Genomic DNA, 16,435 nt, shown 5'->3' on the forward strand with positions numbered 1-16,435 from the left:
CCTGCTCTGTTCAGGAGCCGTTTTACAAAACATTGAAGGATGCCTCGCCTCTTCAACCTTTCGTTGGTATCAATCCGATGTTTTCGCCCAAACTCTCCGTTCAGGGGCGCACCGTTGCAATTTGTCTGGATGAAAGTGATTCACCTTCGACCTTCATCGAGCAACACCTGATGGAAGCAGGTATGAAAGTAAAGCGAATGACGCCTGCCGCCCATGACGAATTGATGGCGCTTTGTCAGGCATTGCCTCATGCAGCAATTCTCGGGTTTGGCCTGGCATTAGCAAGGTCTTCACTTGATTTGGAAAGTGCACTTGAGGTGATGCCTCCACCGATGCGCACGATGATGGCATTACTGTCCCGGGTTCTAGTTAATCCACCCGAAGTCTACTGGGACATACAGCTTGAAAATGACCAAGCCAACCACCAGCGCTCTGCGCTCGCTGAGGGAATGGAGCGGTTGATGAAAAATGTTCGCGATAAGGATTACGATGAATTCAGAAACGACCTACAGGGCATTTCAAATACATTGGGTACTCGTTTGAGTTCTGGCGCTGTCGATTGTCAGCACGTTTTTTCATTACTGAACTGACGACATCGTCGTCCGGGAAGTGCACAGGGACTCTTTCGCGGGAGTCTCGCAAATCTCCCGTGAATGTTTTGTGGGTGATAAGGGGTTTGGCGAATGGCGTTAGTAAGTAAGGCGGCACAACGCGGATTAAAATCAAAACGGTGGTCAAGCCTCTGCATGCTGATGCTGCCTGTATTGCTGGTGACAGTTGACAATACTGTGCTGGGGTTTGCGTTACCAAAGATTGCGGAAGCCCTGCGTCCAAGCGCTAGCCAACAATTGTGGATGATCGATGCCTATTCGCTGGTATTGGCGGGATTGCTGGTGTCTATGGGTAGCCTGGGAGATCGAATCGGACATCGCAAGTTGTTACTCACTGGGTCTTTGGGCTTTGTCATCGTATCGGTGCTGACCGCCTACTCTCATACAGCAGCGCAACTGATTACCGGGCGCGCTTGCATGGGGATTTTCGGTGCGATGCTTATGCCCTCAACACTGGCATTGATACGTTCGGTGTTCGAGGATCGAGAAGAACGAAGAATTGCGGTCGCGATCTGGGCAACGACTTTGACTGTTGGATCAGCGCTCGGTCCTTTAGTGGGCGGGGTGTTGTTGGAGTTTTTCGATTGGGGGTCAATTTTCTTACTCGCGGTCCCCGTTTTGGTGCCACTACTGATACTGGGACCACTGCTATTGCCTGAATCGGAGCGAGACTCTACAGGCCCTTTGGACGCAACAAGCATCCTGCAATCGATGGTAGCTCTCAGCGCCATCGTTTATGGCATCAAACATAGCGCCAGTGATGGTGCTGACTGGATGGCGCTGACAGCATTTGTTGTTGGCGCTGTGGCTGGGTGGATGTTTGTCCAGCGACAGTTACGTCTGCCGGTACCGCTGATGGACTTGAATCTGTTCCGCAACAGTACCTTCAGCGGCTCCGTCGTGATCAATCTAATGAGCCTTGCGTTCCTCGTCGGCTTCGTATTTTTCACCACCCAGTTCTTACAAATCGTCCTTCAGATGTCCCCCTTGAACGCTAGCCTCGCGTTAGTACCGGGTCAAATCATGGCTATCGTAGTGGGGATGGCGATCGTACCTGTAGCACAGCGAGTACAGACGCATGTTCTGGTACCCATTCTTATGGCGTTTGCTGCAGCGGCGTTTTTGCTGGTCGCCGGCATAGGTAGTAACTTGGTAGTTCTGGTGGTGGCTTTTGCCTTGTTGAATATCGGTGTGGGCGCGATTGCGACGGTATCCAACGATGTAATTTTGTCGGCTGCGCCGCCGGCGAAAGCGGGTGCGGCTTCGGCTATTAGCGAAACGGCCTATGAGGTTGGCGTAGTGTTGGGGACGACAGTGCTCGGTGGTCTCGTCACCGCCTACTATCGTGGAATACTGCAGCTTCCGGGTTTTCTCAGTGAAGCGCAGGCGATGCTGGCGAGTGAGACGCTGTCGGGTGCCCATAATGTGACAGTAGATTTGTCTGGTGATCAGGCGAGCGAGTTAATGAGGCAGGCGGGAAGCGCATTTGAGGGTGGTATCGGGCTGGTTTCGTGGGTGACATTCGTCCTGGCACTTATAGCGATATTGATCGCATGGCGCACTCTGCGGATACCGAATGGTAGGGTCGAGTAAAGCGGCGTTTGTGATTACGCCTTCGCGGGCAAGCCTCGCTCCTACAGGGGTAACACCGAAACCTGTAGGAGCGAGGCTTGCCCGCGAAGCTTTTAGCGGTTAACAAATCGCTGCAAATACCCGACCTGCTCCCGATGCGCCACATCCTGCACCACCGGCCGCAACCTGACCTTCGCCCCCGGCAAACACTGCGCCAGCCGTGCCAGCGCCAACGGCGTCAACGCGCCCAATCGCGGATAACCGCCAATGGTCTGCCGATCATTGAGCAACACAATCGGCTGCCCGTCCGGCGGCACCTGCACCGCGCCGAGCGGGATGCCTTCGGAGATCATCGGTTTGCCCTGATATTCCAGCGCCGTGCCCAGCAGGCGAATGCCCATGCGGTCGGCGCGGCTGTCCAGCGCCCAGACACTGTTGAACGCGTCGAACAGGCTTTGCCCGCTGAACGCGCCGATCTGCGCACCGAGCACCAGGTCCAGCGGCGTATCGAGTTTGAAGTCCGGAATGTGTTCCTGCGGTAAATCCCGCAGCAGGATTAACCCACTGCCGGAATAGCTCAACTGCGCATCCTTGGCCAACGGCCGACCCATGCCATCGAGCCCGCCAAGTTCCTCACGGACCACCGTCGCGCTGCTGCCTAACACTTTCGGCGCATCAAACCCGCCCGGCGCGGCGAGATAGGCCCGCGCGCCCAGCAACGGCTGAGTGAACTGCAAGCGCTGACCTTTTTGCAGTCGGAAACTGCGCCACGGCGCCAACACCTCGCCATTCACTTGCGCGCCCAGGTCCGCCCCGGCCAGCGCCAGCACGCAATCTTCCTCAGCCACCACGCTGAACCCGCCGAGGGTGATTTCGATCACCGGCGCATCCAGCCCATTGCCCAGCAGCCAATTGGCCCACGACATCGAGCGCCAATCCAGCCCGCCGCCCTGGGTCACGCCCAGATGCCGCACGCCGAAACGTCCCGCATCCTGCAACAGGCACAGCGGCGTACTAGCTTCAATTCTCAGTCGGCTCATGCCTGGGCCTCCAGTGGCGTGTCGTCGCCGCCCAGGTTGATGAACTCGGCGTGACTGACGGCTTCGAAGCGCACAGTATCGCCGGGCTGCATGAGGCTGTAGCCGTCGCGTTCGCGGTCGAACAGTTTGGCCGGGGTGCGGCCGATCAGGTTCCAGCCGCCGGGGGACACCACCGGGTAAGCGGCGGTTTGCCGCTCGGCAATGCCCACACTCCCCGCTGCCACTTTCTTGCGCGGCGTGTTCAGTCGTGGCGCGGCGAGAATTTCTTCTACCAGGCCCATGAAGGCAAATCCCGGCGCGAAGCCCAATGCGAACACCTGATACTCGCGCTCGCTGTGACGACGGATCACCTCGTCCAGCGCCAACCCACTGCGTTGCGACAACAGGCTCAATTCCGGACCGACGCTCAAGTCATACCAGACCGGCAGCACATGGCATTTGCCCGTGGTGCTGGCGTTGGGCGACAGATCGATCAACGCCTCGGCAATCAATTCGCGAGCCTGGGCCGGACTCAGCGCCGTCAGGTCGTAATGCACCATCAACGTGGTGTAAGACGGCACTAGATCGATCAAATGCCCGGCAAACGCGGCACGCAGACTTTCGCTGGCGGCGAGCATCCACGGCATGTTGGCTTCGGCGATTTCATCGAACAGACGCACCATCAGGCAGTCCAGCGCCACCACTTCTACCCGTGGTTTCATGATTCGCTCTGCTGATTCAAGGCCTGGCGAATACGCTGCACGGCGGCCACCGAACTGGCGTTGTCGCCATGCACGCACAGGGTGTTGGCCTGCAAATGCAAGGCGCTGCCGTCATTGGCCGTGAGGTGATCGCTACGGGCAATGATCAGTGCCTGCTCGATGATTTTTTCCGGATCGTGATGCACCGCGCCCGGCAATTGCCGTGAAACCAGCATCCCGGCGCTGTCGTAAGCACGGTCGGCGAAGGCTTCGAACCACAAGTTCACGCCATACTCATCGCCCAACTGCTGCGCGGCGCTGTTGTCGCGGGTGGCCATCAACATCAGCGGCAACGTGCGGTCGTAGGCCGCCACGGCCTGGATCACCGCACGCAATTGCGCCGGGTTGGCCATCATGTCGTTGTACATCGCGCCGTGGGGTTTGACGTAGCTGACTTTGCCGCCCTGGGCCCGGCAGATGCCGTCGAGGGCGCCGATCTGGTAATGCAAGATGTCTTGCAGTTCCTGGGCGGTGTACGCCATGGAACGCCGGCCGAAGCCGACCAGATCCTGATAGGCCGGGTGCGCGCCGATCTGGACGCCGTGGCTCAGGGCCAGGCTGACGGTCTTGCGCATGATGCTCGGGTCGCCGGCATGGAAGCCGCAGGCGATGTTGGCGCAATCAATGAAGGGCATGACCTCGGCGTCCAGACCCATGGTCCAGTTGCCGAAGCTCTCGCCGATGTCGCAGTTCAATAGCAGGCGGCTCACGGTGAACACTCCTGTAGGCATATTCTTTTTTTACTGCCGGATAGATACGCAGCAGATTATCAGTTACTCGGCGTCCAGTTGCTTGCCACGGGTTTCCGGCAGGCTCAAGGCGGCGAGGATCACCACCCCGTAGGACACTGCCGCAAACGCCCCGATGCCGACACTCAGCGGTACTTTTTGGCTGAGCAAGCCGATTAACAGTGGAAACAATGCCGCTAGCGCCCGACCAATGTTGTAGCAAAAACCCTGGCCCGAACCGCGAATCCGCGTTGGGAACAACTCAGTCAGGAATGCGCCCATGCCGCTGAAAATCCCCGAGGCAAAGAAGCCCAGCGGGAAGCCCAGCCACAGCATCACCGCGTTACTGACCGGCAATTGGGTGTAGAGCAAAACGATGGTGAACGAACCGACGGCGAACAGGATGAAGTTCTTCTTGCGGCCGAGGATGTCGGTCAAATAGGCGCTGATCACGTAGCCGATGTAGGAACCGACGATCACCATCGCCAGATAACCGCTGGTGTTGAGGACGCTCAAACCTCGCTCGTTCTTCAGGAAGGTCGGCAGCCACGAGGTAATCGCGTAGTAACCGCCGAGTGCGCCGGTGGTCAGCACCGAAGCGCGGATCGTGGTGAAGAGGATGCCGGGGGCGAAGATCTCGTAGAACTTCGCCGGGTTGCTCGGTTCTTGCTTGGCCTTGGCTTCGCGATAGATTTCCGGGTCCTTGACCAGGCGGCGGACGAAGATCACGAAAATCGCCGGGACGATGCCGAGGATAAACAGCGCGCGCCAGGCGTCTTCCGGCGGCAACACAGAAAACAACAGCGCATACAGAATCGCCGTCAGCCCCCAACCCAGCGCCCAGCCTGATTGCACCATGCCCACCGCTTTACCACGGTCCTTGGCGCGAATCACTTCACCCATCAGCACCGCGCCGGCGGTCCATTCGCCGCCGAAACCGAAGCCCATCAAAGTGCGGCTGATCAGCAGCTGTTCGTAGTTTTGCGCGAAGCCGCAGAGGAAGGTGAAGAAGGCGAACCACAGCACGGTCAGTTGCAAGGTGCGCACGCGACCGATGCGGTCGGAGAGAATCCCCGCCACCCAGCCGCCGATGGCCGAGGCGATCAGGGTGCTGGTGTGAATCAGCCCCGCTTCACCGGTGGTAATGCCCCACATGGCAATCAGGGTTGGCACCACGAAGCTGAGCATCTGGGTGTCCATGCCGTCCAGGCCATAGCCGATCTTGCAGCTCCAGAAGGTGCGGCGTTCCTGTTTGTTGATGTTGCGATACCAGTCGAAAGGTCCCGGGCGAGTCGTAGCCTTGGGGATGTCGAGGGTGTCGGGCGCACTCATGGCAAGTCTCCGTACATATTTTATTGGTATTGTTCTGAGCCCCGACGACGCCTATCGTGGGAACCGGATGGCCTGATTTTTGGGCGCCCGGGCCTGCGGCGTCCAACTAATAAAAACCCGCCCTAGACATAAGAATTCTTTATCCCCGAGCAGATCCTATGAATTTGAAGTTCCTCGAGACCTTTGTCTGGGTCGCCCGACTCAAGAGTTTTCGCCTGACTGCGGACAAGCTCTTCACCACCCAGGCGTCGATTTCCAGTCGCATCGCGGTGCTCGAAAGCGAGCTCGGGGTGAAGCTGTTCCTGCGCGATTCACGCGGTGTGAGCCTGACGCCGGAAGGCCTGAAAGTGCTCGAATACGCCGAGCAGATGATGGACACCATGCAGGCGCTCAAGCAGTCGATCGAGACCCGATCAAGCAAGGTCGGGCGGGTGCGCATCGGCGTGATGGACACGGTGATTCATACTTGGCTGAGCCCGTTGGTGGCGCAGATGATGGATCACTATCCGCTGGTGGAAATCGAGCTGGTGGCGGATACGTCGCTTAACCTCTGCGATCAGCTGCAAAAAGGCTTTCTCGACCTGATCCTGCAAACCGACTTGCTGCGCCAGGAATCCGTGCGCAGCCTAGAACTGGCCAGCCACCCGATGGGCTGGATCGTCGCCAGCAATTCCATCTACAACCGCGAGTATTCCGGGGTGGCCGACCTGGCCCGCGAGCGGATCATCACCTACTCGAAAAACTCCCATCCGCATCAGGACGTCCTGGCGCTGATGCAGGCCAACGGCGTGATGACGCCACGGCTGAACTGCGTTAACTCGGTGTCGGCGATTACCCGGTTGCTGCGGGACGGCTTTGGCATTGGCGCGTTACCGCCGGTTTTGGTGGCTGAAGAGTTGGCGCGGGGGGAATTGACCTTGCTGGCGATCGACCAACGGCCACCGAATTTGCAGGTGGTGGTGTCGTGGCGGGTCGGCGTGGAATGGGTCGAGGAGATTGTGACGCTGTGCCAGCAGGTGTTGGAGGGGTATGCGCGGAAGGTGGGTGAAAGCTACATCGTTTTGGCCGGCTGACCCTTTGATCGTTTTGGCCGGCTAACCCCTTGTAGCAGCTGCCGAGCCTGCGAGGCTGCGTTCGGCTGCGAAGCAGCCGCAAAATCAAGCGACTCAGTTTTTCAGGTAAACCCGGTTGGCAGAATTGACGACTGCTCCGCAGCCGAACGCAGCCTCGCAGGCTCGGCAGCTGCTACTTAGGTCTGTGGTTTGGCTTACAACCCCCGCACATCCCGATCTTCGATCGGCCGGCTCTGGCGCAGGCGTTTGCCGCCCAGCACCACCCAGTCGATCAGCCGGAACAGGCATTCAATGCCGAACGACAGCAGCAACGCGCCGCTCATGCCCCAGATCATCGCTTCCGGGGTCAGCAAAATCTGATAGCTGTAGCCATTCCAGGTTTCCTTGCGGATGTCCGGATCAGCGGCCAGCGCCACTTGCAGGAAGCGGATGTACCACGGGCCTTGCATCGCCTGAAACTGTTTATCGAGGGCGATCTGGCGGGTCAGCAGGTTGCTCAGGCTGTCGGCATCGCTGCGAAAGATCGGGTCTTCACTCGCTCGGTAATGCGCGACCAAGGCCTGCATATCACCCTTGAAGAATTGATTGGCGGTGCCCTGAAACCCGCTCAAACCGGTCTGCGCCTCAATCAGGTGCGCTTCGACCCGCTTGGCGTAATCGCTGATGAACCCCGGCACCTGGACACCGATCAACAGGCCCGCCGCAAACAACACCAGCCGTAGATAACTGAGCAACATGGGGGTAAGTCCTTATTCGGTCTTGCCCTGGCTGACGCATTCACCGCGTCGCCAGAGGCTCCATTGGCCCGGTTCGTAGCGGGTCCAGGTTTCGTTTTCGGTCAAAGGCTCGGTGGCGATCACCGTGACCACGTCGTTGGGCGTGGTTTCGGCCTGGAAGTCGACGATCACATCGACGTCCTTCAAGCGCGCCGGGCCGAACGGTGCGCGACGGGTGATCTGCGCCAGTTTGGTCGAGCAATAGCAGAACAGCCAGTCGCCGTCGCTGAGCAGGCAATTGAACACGCCTTTGCTGCGGTATTCGGCGCAGGCGGCCACCAGGTCCGGCAGCAGTTCTTCGATTTCCACCGGTTCCGGGAACGCCGCGCGCACGCGGTTGAGCAAGTCGCAGAACGCCGCTTCGCTGTCGGTATCGCCGACCGGGCGGTAAAAACTCTTGATCGGTTCGAAGTCCGCGAGTTGACCGTTGTGGGCGAAACACCAGTTGCGCCCCCACAATTCGCGCACGAACGGGTGGGTGTTGGACAGGCAGACCTTGCCGACGTTGGCCTGGCGGATATGCCCGATCACCACTTCGCTCTTGATCGGGTAACGCTGCACCAGATTCGCGACTTCGGACTCGCAGCTCGCCGCCGGGTCCTGGAACAGGCGCAGGCCACGGCCTTCATAGAAGGCGATGCCCCAACCGTCACGGTGCGGCCCGGTACGCCCGCCGCGCTGCATCAGCCCGGTGAAGCTGAACACGATATCGGTCGGGACATTGGCGCTCATGCCCAATAACTCACACATGCTCGGACTCTCGCTGAAAGGCAGGGGCAAAGTTACAAACGCGGTTCGATTCGCGAACGCTGGGGGTTGTTCGGGATCGGTGGACGGCCATAGCGATCATCGCCGGCCACGCCGAACGGTTGCTCGTCTTCATAGTCGTCAGGCTTGATCGCGGCCTTGGCGGCGGCAGCCTGTTCCTTGCGGGCGTTGGCGGCGCGCTCGATGGGAAAGCGGATCAGCACGAAAACCAGGTACAGGCCGAAGGCGATCATGCCGTACATGAACAGGTCGGAAATCGCCCGCCAGGCGTTGTTGCCCACTTTGAACGCCAGGTCCAGCGCGGTAATAGCGATGGCCGGGGCGACTTTTTCCTTCACCGGGTCGATGATGGTCGGGCTGAACAGCAACACCGCCATCAGCAAACGCAGCGGCTCACGCAGGTAGCGCCACATCCAGCGGGTCAGGCGCATCCACACCAACAGGCAGCCTAAAGCGGCAAAGGCGTAGAGGCCCCAAGCGATCAGATAGTCGTTCTCGGTCATGGTGTCCATGGCAAGGCAGGCAAAGAGGCGCTTATAGTAACGACTTTTCGCCTGTCCGGCTTGTCCCAATACCAGTCGGCTACGCGCAGCCCCTGTGGGAGCGGGCTTGTGTGGCGAGGGGGCTTGCCCCCGTTGGGTTGCGAAGCGGCCCTAAAACCGGACACCGCAGTCTTTTGTCAGAACCGCGGTGTCTGGTTTACGACTGCTTCGCAGCCGAACGGGGTGATGCGGCATTCCGACGAGCCCCCTCGCCACAGCCCGCTCCCACAAGGATCTGCAGCGGCATCAAGACCCGCGAAACCCTTTTTCCGACCATCGTCCGAGAGCCATTCATGCCCTTATCCGCCAACGTCACCAGCGCCCCGATTGCCCGCAAGGCCGATGGGGTTGACCCGTATGCCTGGCTCCAGGAGCGCGACACCGACGCGGTGCTCGACTACCTGAAGGCTGAAAACAGCTACCAAGAGGCGCAAACCGCCGATCAGGCCGGGTTGCGCGAAACCCTGTTCGAAGAGATCAAGGGCCGGATCCTCGAAACCGACCTGTCCCTCCCCTCCCCATGGGGCCCATACCTGTATTACACGCGCACCACGGCGGGCGACGAATACGCCCGCCACTACCGCTGCCCGCGCCCGACGGATGACAGCCTGGTCATCGACGAAAGCCAGGAACAACTGCTGCTGGACCCGAACGAGCTGGCCAATGGCGGCTTTTTCTCCCTCGGTGCGTTCAGCATCAGCCCGGACCACCAGCGCCTGGCCTACAGCCTCGACACCACGGGCGACGAGATTTACACGCTGTTCGTGAAGGAATTGTCTAACGGTCGTGTCAGCGAACTGGAGTTCCAGGACTGCGACGGCAGCATGACCTGGGCCAACGACAGCGTGACGCTGTTCTTCGGCGAATTGGACGACACTCATCGCCCACACAAGCTGATGCGCTATCGCCTTGACGGCACGGCGGCCGAAGAAGTGTTCCATGAGCCGGACGGCCGCTTCTTCCTGCATTGCTACCGTTCCAGTTCCGAACAGCAATTGCTGCTGTCCCTGGGCAGCAAGACCACCAGTGAAGTCTGGGTGCTCGATGCCTTCCAGCCGCATCTGGCCTTTACCTGCCTGGCGCCACGGGTCGAGGATCACGAATACGACGTCGATCACGGCGCCCTCAATGGCGAATGGACCTGGTTCATCCGCACCAACCGCGACGGCATCAACTTCGCCTTGTACACCGCCCTCGATACCGGCGTGGCGCCGACCGAGGCCGACTGGCAGAACCTGATCCCGCACAGCGACACGGTGATGATCGAGGGCCTGAGCCTGAACGTCGAAGCCGTGACCCTGAGCCTGCGCGAAGGTGGCTTGCCGATCATCGAGGTTCGCCCTCAAGGCCTGGCGCCTTATCGCGTGCAATTGCCGGACGCGGCCTACAGCCTGCATGTGCAAAACAGTCTTGAATTTGTCAGCGACAGGATTCGCCTGCGCTACGAGGCGTTGAACCGTCCGGCGCAGGTTCGTCAGCTGGAGCTGGCCACCGGCGAGCAGAAAGTCCTCAAGGAAACCCCGGTGCTCGGCCCGTTCGACGCCGATGCCTACGTCAGCCAACGTCTGTGGGCCACGGCACCGGACGGTACGCAAGTGCCGATCAGCCTTGTGGTTAAGCGCGAAGCAATGCTCGAAAACGGAAAGCCAAGGCCGACGCCACTGTATCTGTATGGCTACGGCGCTTATGGCGAAAGCCTCGACCCGTGGTTCTCTCACGCGCGCCTGAGTTTGCTGGATCGCGGCGTGGCGTTTGCCATCGCCCACGTGCGCGGCGGCGGTGAACTGGGGGAAGCCTGGTACCGCGCCGGCAAGCAGGAACACAAGCACAACACCTTTAGCGACTTCATCGCCTGCGCCGAGCATTTGATCGCCAACGATTTCACCACCCCGCAGCAATTGGCGATCAGCGGCGGCAGCGCCGGGGGTTTGCTGATCGGCGCGGTGCTCAATCAGCGTCCGGAGCTGTTCGCGGCGGCGATTGCCGAGGTGCCGTTCGTCGACGTACTCAACACCATGCTCGACCCGGATCTGCCGCTGACCGTCACCGAATACGACGAATGGGGCAATCCTGAAGAGCCGGACGTCTATGATCGGATCAAGGCCTACGCCCCGTACGAAAACGTGACTGCCCAGGCGTATCCGGCGACTCTGGTGATCGCCGGCTACAACGACAGTCGCGTGCAGTACTGGGAAGCGGCCAAGTGGGTGGCGAAATTGCGCGCGACCAAAACCGACGACAACCTCCTGCTGCTCAAGACCGAACTGGGCGCCGGGCATGGCGGGATGAGCGGGCGTTACCAGGGATTACGTGACGTAGCCCTCGAATACGCATTTGTTTTCCAGGTTTTGCGCATTGCGTGAGGAACTTGGCTTGGCGTACCGGTCTTAATCTCGTACGCCGACCTACCCTTGTAGGAGCGAGGCTTGCCCGCGAAGAGGCCATAAGATCCAACATCAATGTTGGCTGATACATTGCCTTCGCGGGCAAGCCTCGCTCCTACAGGAGGATGAGCATCAATCAGCAAAAAACAAAAAAGACCGTGACGACATGTCAGAACCGACCTTACTGAACAACGAAATCCGCGACTGGCTGATGGACTGCGGCCTGTTCGATCAACTGCTGCCGGTCGACTTTGCCGCCGCTTCCGGTTATTTCAGCATCAGCACCATCGCCCAGGGCGAAGAGATTTTCCACGAGGGCGATGCCGGCAGCTTCATGTGCATCATCCACACCGGCCAGGTGTCGGTGCAGAAGACCAACAGCGACGGGCAAACGGTGGTCATGGCCACCCTGCGCAGCGGTCGGGCGTTCGGCGAGATGGCCGTTCTCGATGGCGAGCGACGTTCCGCCAGTTGCGTGGCGGCGAGCAATTGCCAGTTGCTCAACCTGGGCAAGGACTCGCTGGAAAAGATGCTCAACGACGCACCGAAGATCGCCGCCAAGATCATCCGCGCCCTCGCCGTCTCCCTGTCCAAACGCCTGCGCATGGCCGACGGGCAGCTACTGTCGCAACAGGTTTAACCCCCGGGCGATTTGTTTTTCGTGCTGTTCGGCTCAAGGCCCGGCAACGGCTGGTCCTTGGTCGGCGGGCTGGGCATTTCGATCGGCACAAGGGGCGGGCCGCCACTGCCAACCCCGGTCCGGGGCACGCTGGTCGGGGTGATCTGCGGGTACGGCGTGGGCGTCGCGGTGCCGGGTGAACCGGACATCGGCGCCGGGCTGGTAGGGATGGTTTGCTGCTCCTGGGCCTGCACTGCAGTTATCGAGAGCGCGGCCAAGGCAATGACCGTTAGAATGGTGCGCTTCATCAATGGCTCCGTTGGCCTTGTTGTCTGCTTGCAGGCTACTCCCAACCGCGTCCGTTTGCCTTATGCCAATTTTTTCCAAGAGCCCGCCATGAAACGTTTCGTACTGCTCGACACCGCCCCCATCCCTGAAAACGGCGGTGCCCTGTGCCTGTTCGAATACGGTGAGGATTTCGTCATCAAGATCCAGGGTGGTGACGGCGGGCAATTGATGAACACCCGCATGCACGGTTCCGAAGACGCCCTGGCCGAGATCCCGTGCCGCAAGGTCGCCGGCCGGCCGAACTCGCGCGTGTTGATCGGCGGTTTGGGCATGGGTTTCACCCTCGCCTCCGCCCTCAAGCACCTGGGCAAGACCGCCGAAGTCGTGGTCGCCGAACTGGTGCCGGGCGTGGTCGAGTGGAATCGCGGGCCGCTGGGCGAAAAGTCCGGTAACCCATTGCTCGACCCGCGCACCGTGATCCGCATGGAAGACGTGGCCAAAGTGCTGCAAGCCGAGCCCCAGGGTTTCGACGCGATCATGCTTGATGTCGACAACGGCCCCGAAGGCCTGACCCAGCGCGCCAACAGCTGGCTCTACTCATCCGGCGGCCTCAGCGCCTGTGCCAAGGCCCTGCGGCCAAAAGGCGTGCTGGCGGTGTGGTCGGCCAGCGCTGACAAGCAGTTTTCCGACAAGTTGAAAAAGGCCGGTTTCAGGGCTGAAGAAGTCCAGGTCTTCGCTCACGGCAACAAAGGCACGCGCCACACGATCTGGATTGCCGAGAAGCTCAAGGGCTGAGCTAAACTCTGTTCATAACCGTCATTAGTCTTCTACAAAGGTGAACCCATGAGTTCGTCCACCCCGACCAATACCTCGAAGCTGGATCGCATCCTCGCCGACAACCAGCGCGACAAGGAAATGGGTTACCGCGACAAAGCCCTGAAGATGTACCCGCACGTGTGCGGCCGCTGCGCCCGTGAATTCTCCGGCAAACGCCTGAGCGAACTGACCGTGCACCACCGCGACCACAACCACGACAACAACCCGCAAGACGGCTCGAACTGGGAACTGTTGTGCCTGTATTGCCACGACAACGAACACTCGCGCTACACCGACCAGCAGTACTTCGACGAAGGCTCCCTCAGCAGCCCGAAAATCGCCAAGGCCACCCACAACCCGTTCGCGGCGCTGGCCGGGCTGATGAAAAAAGAAGACTGACCGTTTCCACTATCCCCTGTGGGAGCGAACTGTGGCGAGGGGGCTTGCCCCCGTTCGGCTGCGCAGCAGTCGTAAACCAGACACCGCGGATCTGACAAAAGACTGCGGTGTTTGGTTTTAGGGCCGCTCCGCAGCCCAACGGGGTGATGCGGCATTCCGACAAGCCCCCTCGCCACAACCCGCTCCCACAGGGAGATTTGTGTTCCCAGCGGCAAATGCTTGCCGCTTCCGGCAAGCTTGCCGCATCACAAACATGTCAAAACCACTACAAACCCTTCATCTAACGCCCCCTCCCCCCGCTGGCACTGTTCTTGCGATGTATCAGCATCAATACACGCCAGGCAATGAATGCGATGAACGTCACTTCAACCTTCAACAGCCCCGCCATGGTGGCTTATCAGGCTGCGGCCCAGGCCAAGGCTAAAACCAGCGCCACCGAGCAGGCCGCCAAAGACGACAAGACCGATGACGCGGTCAGCCTCTCGAAAAAATCCACCGACTACAGCGGTTCGATCGGCAACAACGCGCCGTACTTTCCGGTGCGTGCGGGCATGAACGCCGACGCGCTGGTGCTGGGCGTCACGCAACCCGGCGCGGTGTCCAGTTCCAAGGACAAGTCCTTCGCGGAAGTAGCCGTGGATGCGCGCAAACGCATGGACGACAAGTACGCGCAGATGAAGGCCGGCGAAAAGCCTTACAGCGGCAGCGTTGAAGACAAGAATGCGTTGATGGGCGATCTGGATCGTCGTTCGCTGAACGCCATAGCCACCAATGAAGGCGGCAAGTTTTCCAGCGAAGAGCAGGAAGCGGCCAAGGCGCTGATGCAGCAACAGGCGCGGTTGGCGTCGGGTCACTACAGCGGCCCGGAAGATCAAAAGAAAAACTGGAAAGACCCGTTCGCCAATGACCCGATCGGTCGCGCCAAGGCTGCGCTGAACTTCCTCGACAACATGAGCCCGGAGGAAAAGACCAAACCCGAATGGTTGTCCCAGCACCAGACCCTGCAGGACGCGCTGGCTCAGTACGACAAAGGCGATGTGGCCGCCGGCGGCAAGAAGAAAGACGGACACTTCAACAATCTGGCGGAAATCCTCGCGGGTGTAGACACCAGTGGCTCGGGGAGCAAAGACCCGGAGGGCAACAAGATCACCAACGCGGCCAGCGCGATGATGGACAAGCTAAAAGCCATGCTCCCTGCAACCAAGTAATCCCAGGCCGAATGCAAAACCTGTGGGAGCGGGCTTGCTCGCGAAGGGGCCGTGTCAGACAGCATTAATATCGACTGACCCACCGCCTTCGCGAGCAAGCTCGCTCCCACAGGGAACTGAGGCAGGCTTTAAAAAGTGTTGGCGGTATAGCGCATTTCCTTTGTATCGCACATGAAACTTTCCTCAGCAAACCGCTAACCGTTTGTTGGCAAAATCGTGACATCCGGAACTCTGAACAGGTAACCGACATGTCCCGAATCTTGACCATCGAAGACGATGCCGTGACCGCCAAGGAAATCGTCACCGAGCTGCAAAGCCACGGCTTTGAAGTGGATTGGGTGAGCAATGGCCGCGAAGGCCTGGTGAGCGCGGTCAGTGGCAATTACGACTTGATCACCCTCGACCGCATGCTCCCCGAGCTGGATGGCCTGGCGATTGTCACCACATTGCGCGCGATTGGCGTGGCCACACCGATCCTGATGATCAGCGCCCTCTCCGACGTCGATGAACGTGTGCGCGGCTTGCGTGCCGGTGGCGATGACTACCTGGCCAAGCCGTTCGCCACCGACGAGATGGCGGCGCGGGTCGAGGTGCTGCTGCGACGTAAAAGCCCGGCCAAGACCTTCGAAACCACCCTGCGCATCGCTGACCTGGAACTCGACTTGATCAGCCACGAGGCCAACCGCGCGAATCAGCCGCTGAGCCTGTTGCCCACCGAATACAAATTGCTGGAATTCATGATGCGCAATCCAGGGCAGATTCTGTCGCGGATGATGATTTTCGAAGAGGTCTGGGGTTATCACTTTGACCCGGGCACCAACCTGATCGACGTGCACATTGGCCGGTTGCGCAAGAAAATCGACCCGCCGGGTTTGCCGCCATTGATCCGCACGATGCGCGGGTCGGGGTATGTGATTGCTGATCCGCTGTAGGCAAACCACAACCCCTGTAGCAGCTGGCGAAGCCTGCGTTCGGCTGCGAAGCAGTCGTAAAATCAGACGGCGCGGTGTGTCAGTTAAACCGCGTTATCCGTATTTACGACTGCTTCGCAGCCGAACGCAGGCTTCGCCAGCTGCTACAAGGGTTTCGTCGCCAACAATGCTAGCCGGGCATGCACTGGAAATCGTCAGTCTGCGCCACTTCCTTACCGTGCGAATCCTCAAGCCGCGCGCTCACGGCCTGGCCCAGGCTCGACTCCACCAACTGATAGTGCTCGCCCGCCTTGAACTGCGTGTAATGGACCCTGCCTTGGCAGTCTTCCTGATTCGAATCACCACTCGGGATCTCGAACAGCGTCACCGCCAGATCATGCGCACCGGGCGTCACTTCAAAAAAGCGCCCGTCATCGATGCGTTGGCCATCCACCCGTTCGGCCAGCATGTCATTCGGCGACTCTTCCTGAAGCCCGATCCAGGCCAACCCCGGATCAGGTTTTGGCATCGGGCCGGCGCAGGCGGACAGCAGACAAACTACGCTCAGGCCGGGAATCAATAGCAGCTGTTTAAGTGTCATTGGAATGTCCTTCCTAAAATCTTGAAA

18 protein-coding genes are annotated in these 16,435 nt (G+C 59.8%); 9 read left to right on the forward strand and 9 right to left on the reverse strand.

The window, feature by feature from the left end:
* The first annotated feature begins 77 nt into the window (after positions 1–77).
* Both NK667_RS19975 and NK667_RS19980 read left to right on the forward strand, forming a co-directional pair.
* Positions 78–590 (forward strand): prephenate dehydrogenase dimerization domain-containing protein, encoded by a 513-nt coding sequence (locus NK667_RS19975; protein ID WP_330220020.1) that lies wholly within the window; start codon positions 78–80, stop codon positions 588–590.
* 156 nt (positions 591–746) lie between these two features.
* Positions 747–2,204: an MFS transporter gene (locus NK667_RS19980; RefSeq protein ID WP_236708610.1), complete on the forward strand. Its 1,458-nt coding sequence runs from the start codon at positions 747–749 to the stop codon at positions 2,202–2,204.
* 92 nt (positions 2,205–2,296) lie between these two features.
* On the opposite strand, the gene NK667_RS19985 is transcribed toward NK667_RS19980, so the two are convergent.
* From NK667_RS19985 to NK667_RS20000, 4 genes are all read right to left on the reverse strand, one after another.
* Entirely contained in the window at positions 2,297–3,223 is a 927-nt protein-coding gene (locus NK667_RS19985) for a 5-oxoprolinase subunit C family protein (protein ID WP_054615831.1), read from the reverse strand.
* The gene (locus tag NK667_RS19990) at positions 3,220–3,924 is read right to left on the reverse strand and encodes a 5-oxoprolinase subunit B family protein (RefSeq protein WP_054615832.1); all 705 of its coding nucleotides are present in this window, start codon (positions 3,922–3,924) and stop codon (positions 3,220–3,222) included. Before NK667_RS19990 ends, NK667_RS19985 begins: the two co-directional genes overlap by 4 nt.
* Positions 3,921–4,673 carry a 5-oxoprolinase subunit PxpA gene (locus tag NK667_RS19995; RefSeq protein ID WP_054049038.1) on the reverse strand — a complete coding sequence of 251 codons (753 nt, stop codon included), beginning with the start codon at positions 4,671–4,673 and terminating at the stop codon, positions 3,921–3,923. Before NK667_RS19995 ends, NK667_RS19990 begins: the two co-directional genes overlap by 4 nt.
* Positions 4,674–4,736: 63 nt before the next feature.
* Positions 4,737–6,023 (reverse strand): MFS transporter, encoded by a 1,287-nt coding sequence (locus NK667_RS20000; RefSeq protein WP_054049036.1) that lies wholly within the window; start codon positions 6,021–6,023, stop codon positions 4,737–4,739.
* A gap of 158 nt (positions 6,024–6,181) precedes the next feature.
* On the opposite strand from NK667_RS20000, the gene NK667_RS20005 reads away from it, so the two are divergent.
* Complete coding sequence (locus NK667_RS20005; protein WP_054049034.1) at positions 6,182–7,096, forward strand: LysR family transcriptional regulator; 915 nt, start codon at positions 6,182–6,184, stop codon at positions 7,094–7,096.
* A 194-nt stretch (positions 7,097–7,290) separates the two neighbouring features.
* Here NK667_RS20005 and NK667_RS20010 read toward each other — a convergent pair whose 3' ends face one another.
* Genes NK667_RS20010 through NK667_RS20020 form a run of 3 tightly spaced genes read right to left on the reverse strand, consistent with a single transcriptional unit; the run spans position 7,291 to position 9,152 of the window.
* The gene (locus NK667_RS20010) at positions 7,291–7,833 is read right to left on the reverse strand and encodes a DUF2937 family protein (protein ID WP_054049029.1); all 543 of its coding nucleotides are present in this window, start codon (positions 7,831–7,833) and stop codon (positions 7,291–7,293) included.
* 12 nt (positions 7,834–7,845) lie between these two features.
* Positions 7,846–8,622: a class II glutamine amidotransferase gene (locus tag NK667_RS20015; RefSeq protein WP_054049027.1), complete on the reverse strand. Its 777-nt coding sequence runs from the start codon at positions 8,620–8,622 to the stop codon at positions 7,846–7,848.
* A gap of 32 nt (positions 8,623–8,654) precedes the next feature.
* Positions 8,655–9,152 (reverse strand): hypothetical protein, encoded by a 498-nt coding sequence (locus tag NK667_RS20020; protein ID WP_054615833.1) that lies wholly within the window; start codon positions 9,150–9,152, stop codon positions 8,655–8,657.
* A 323-nt stretch (positions 9,153–9,475) separates the two neighbouring features.
* On the opposite strand from NK667_RS20020, the gene NK667_RS20025 reads away from it, so the two are divergent.
* Complete coding sequence (locus tag NK667_RS20025) at positions 9,476–11,545, forward strand: S9 family peptidase (RefSeq protein WP_054615834.1); 2,070 nt, start codon at positions 9,476–9,478, stop codon at positions 11,543–11,545.
* A gap of 187 nt (positions 11,546–11,732) precedes the next feature.
* Positions 11,733–12,206, forward strand: a complete 474-nt coding sequence (locus NK667_RS20030) for a cyclic nucleotide-binding domain-containing protein (protein WP_054049022.1) — start codon at positions 11,733–11,735, stop codon at positions 12,204–12,206.
* Here NK667_RS20030 and NK667_RS20035 read toward each other — a convergent pair.
* The gene (locus tag NK667_RS20035) at positions 12,203–12,493 is read right to left on the reverse strand and encodes a hypothetical protein (RefSeq protein ID WP_054615835.1); all 291 of its coding nucleotides are present in this window, start codon (positions 12,491–12,493) and stop codon (positions 12,203–12,205) included. The two genes, NK667_RS20030 and NK667_RS20035, sit on opposite strands and share 4 nt — an antisense overlap.
* 88 nt (positions 12,494–12,581) lie before the next feature.
* Between NK667_RS20035 and NK667_RS20040 the strand changes: the two genes are divergently transcribed.
* The 4 genes from NK667_RS20040 (at position 12,582) to NK667_RS20055 (ending at position 15,828) form a co-directional block, all read left to right on the forward strand.
* Entirely contained in the window at positions 12,582–13,268 is a 687-nt protein-coding gene (locus NK667_RS20040; protein ID WP_054616303.1) for a spermidine synthase, read from the forward strand.
* A 48-nt stretch (positions 13,269–13,316) separates the two neighbouring features.
* On the forward strand, positions 13,317–13,688 hold the full coding sequence (locus NK667_RS20045) for a YajD family HNH nuclease (protein WP_008153129.1): 372 nt from the start codon (positions 13,317–13,319) through the stop codon (positions 13,686–13,688).
* 353 nt (positions 13,689–14,041) lie between these two features.
* Entirely contained in the window at positions 14,042–14,896 is an 855-nt protein-coding gene (locus tag NK667_RS20050) for a hypothetical protein (protein WP_054615836.1), read from the forward strand.
* A gap of 248 nt (positions 14,897–15,144) precedes the next feature.
* Positions 15,145–15,828 (forward strand): response regulator transcription factor, encoded by a 684-nt coding sequence (locus NK667_RS20055; RefSeq protein WP_054049014.1) that lies wholly within the window; start codon positions 15,145–15,147, stop codon positions 15,826–15,828.
* Positions 15,829–15,997: 169 nt separating this feature from the next.
* On the opposite strand, the gene NK667_RS20060 is transcribed toward NK667_RS20055, so the two are convergent.
* Positions 15,998–16,408 carry a PA0061/PA0062 family lipoprotein gene (locus NK667_RS20060; RefSeq protein WP_054615837.1) on the reverse strand — a complete coding sequence of 137 codons (411 nt, stop codon included), beginning with the start codon at positions 16,406–16,408 and terminating at the stop codon, positions 15,998–16,000.
* Positions 16,409–16,435 lie beyond the last annotated feature (27 nt).

Origin of the sequence: Pseudomonas nunensis, from assembly GCF_024296925.1 — a bacterium.
Lineage (GTDB): Bacteria > Pseudomonadota > Gammaproteobacteria > Pseudomonadales > Pseudomonadaceae > Aquipseudomonas > Aquipseudomonas nunensis.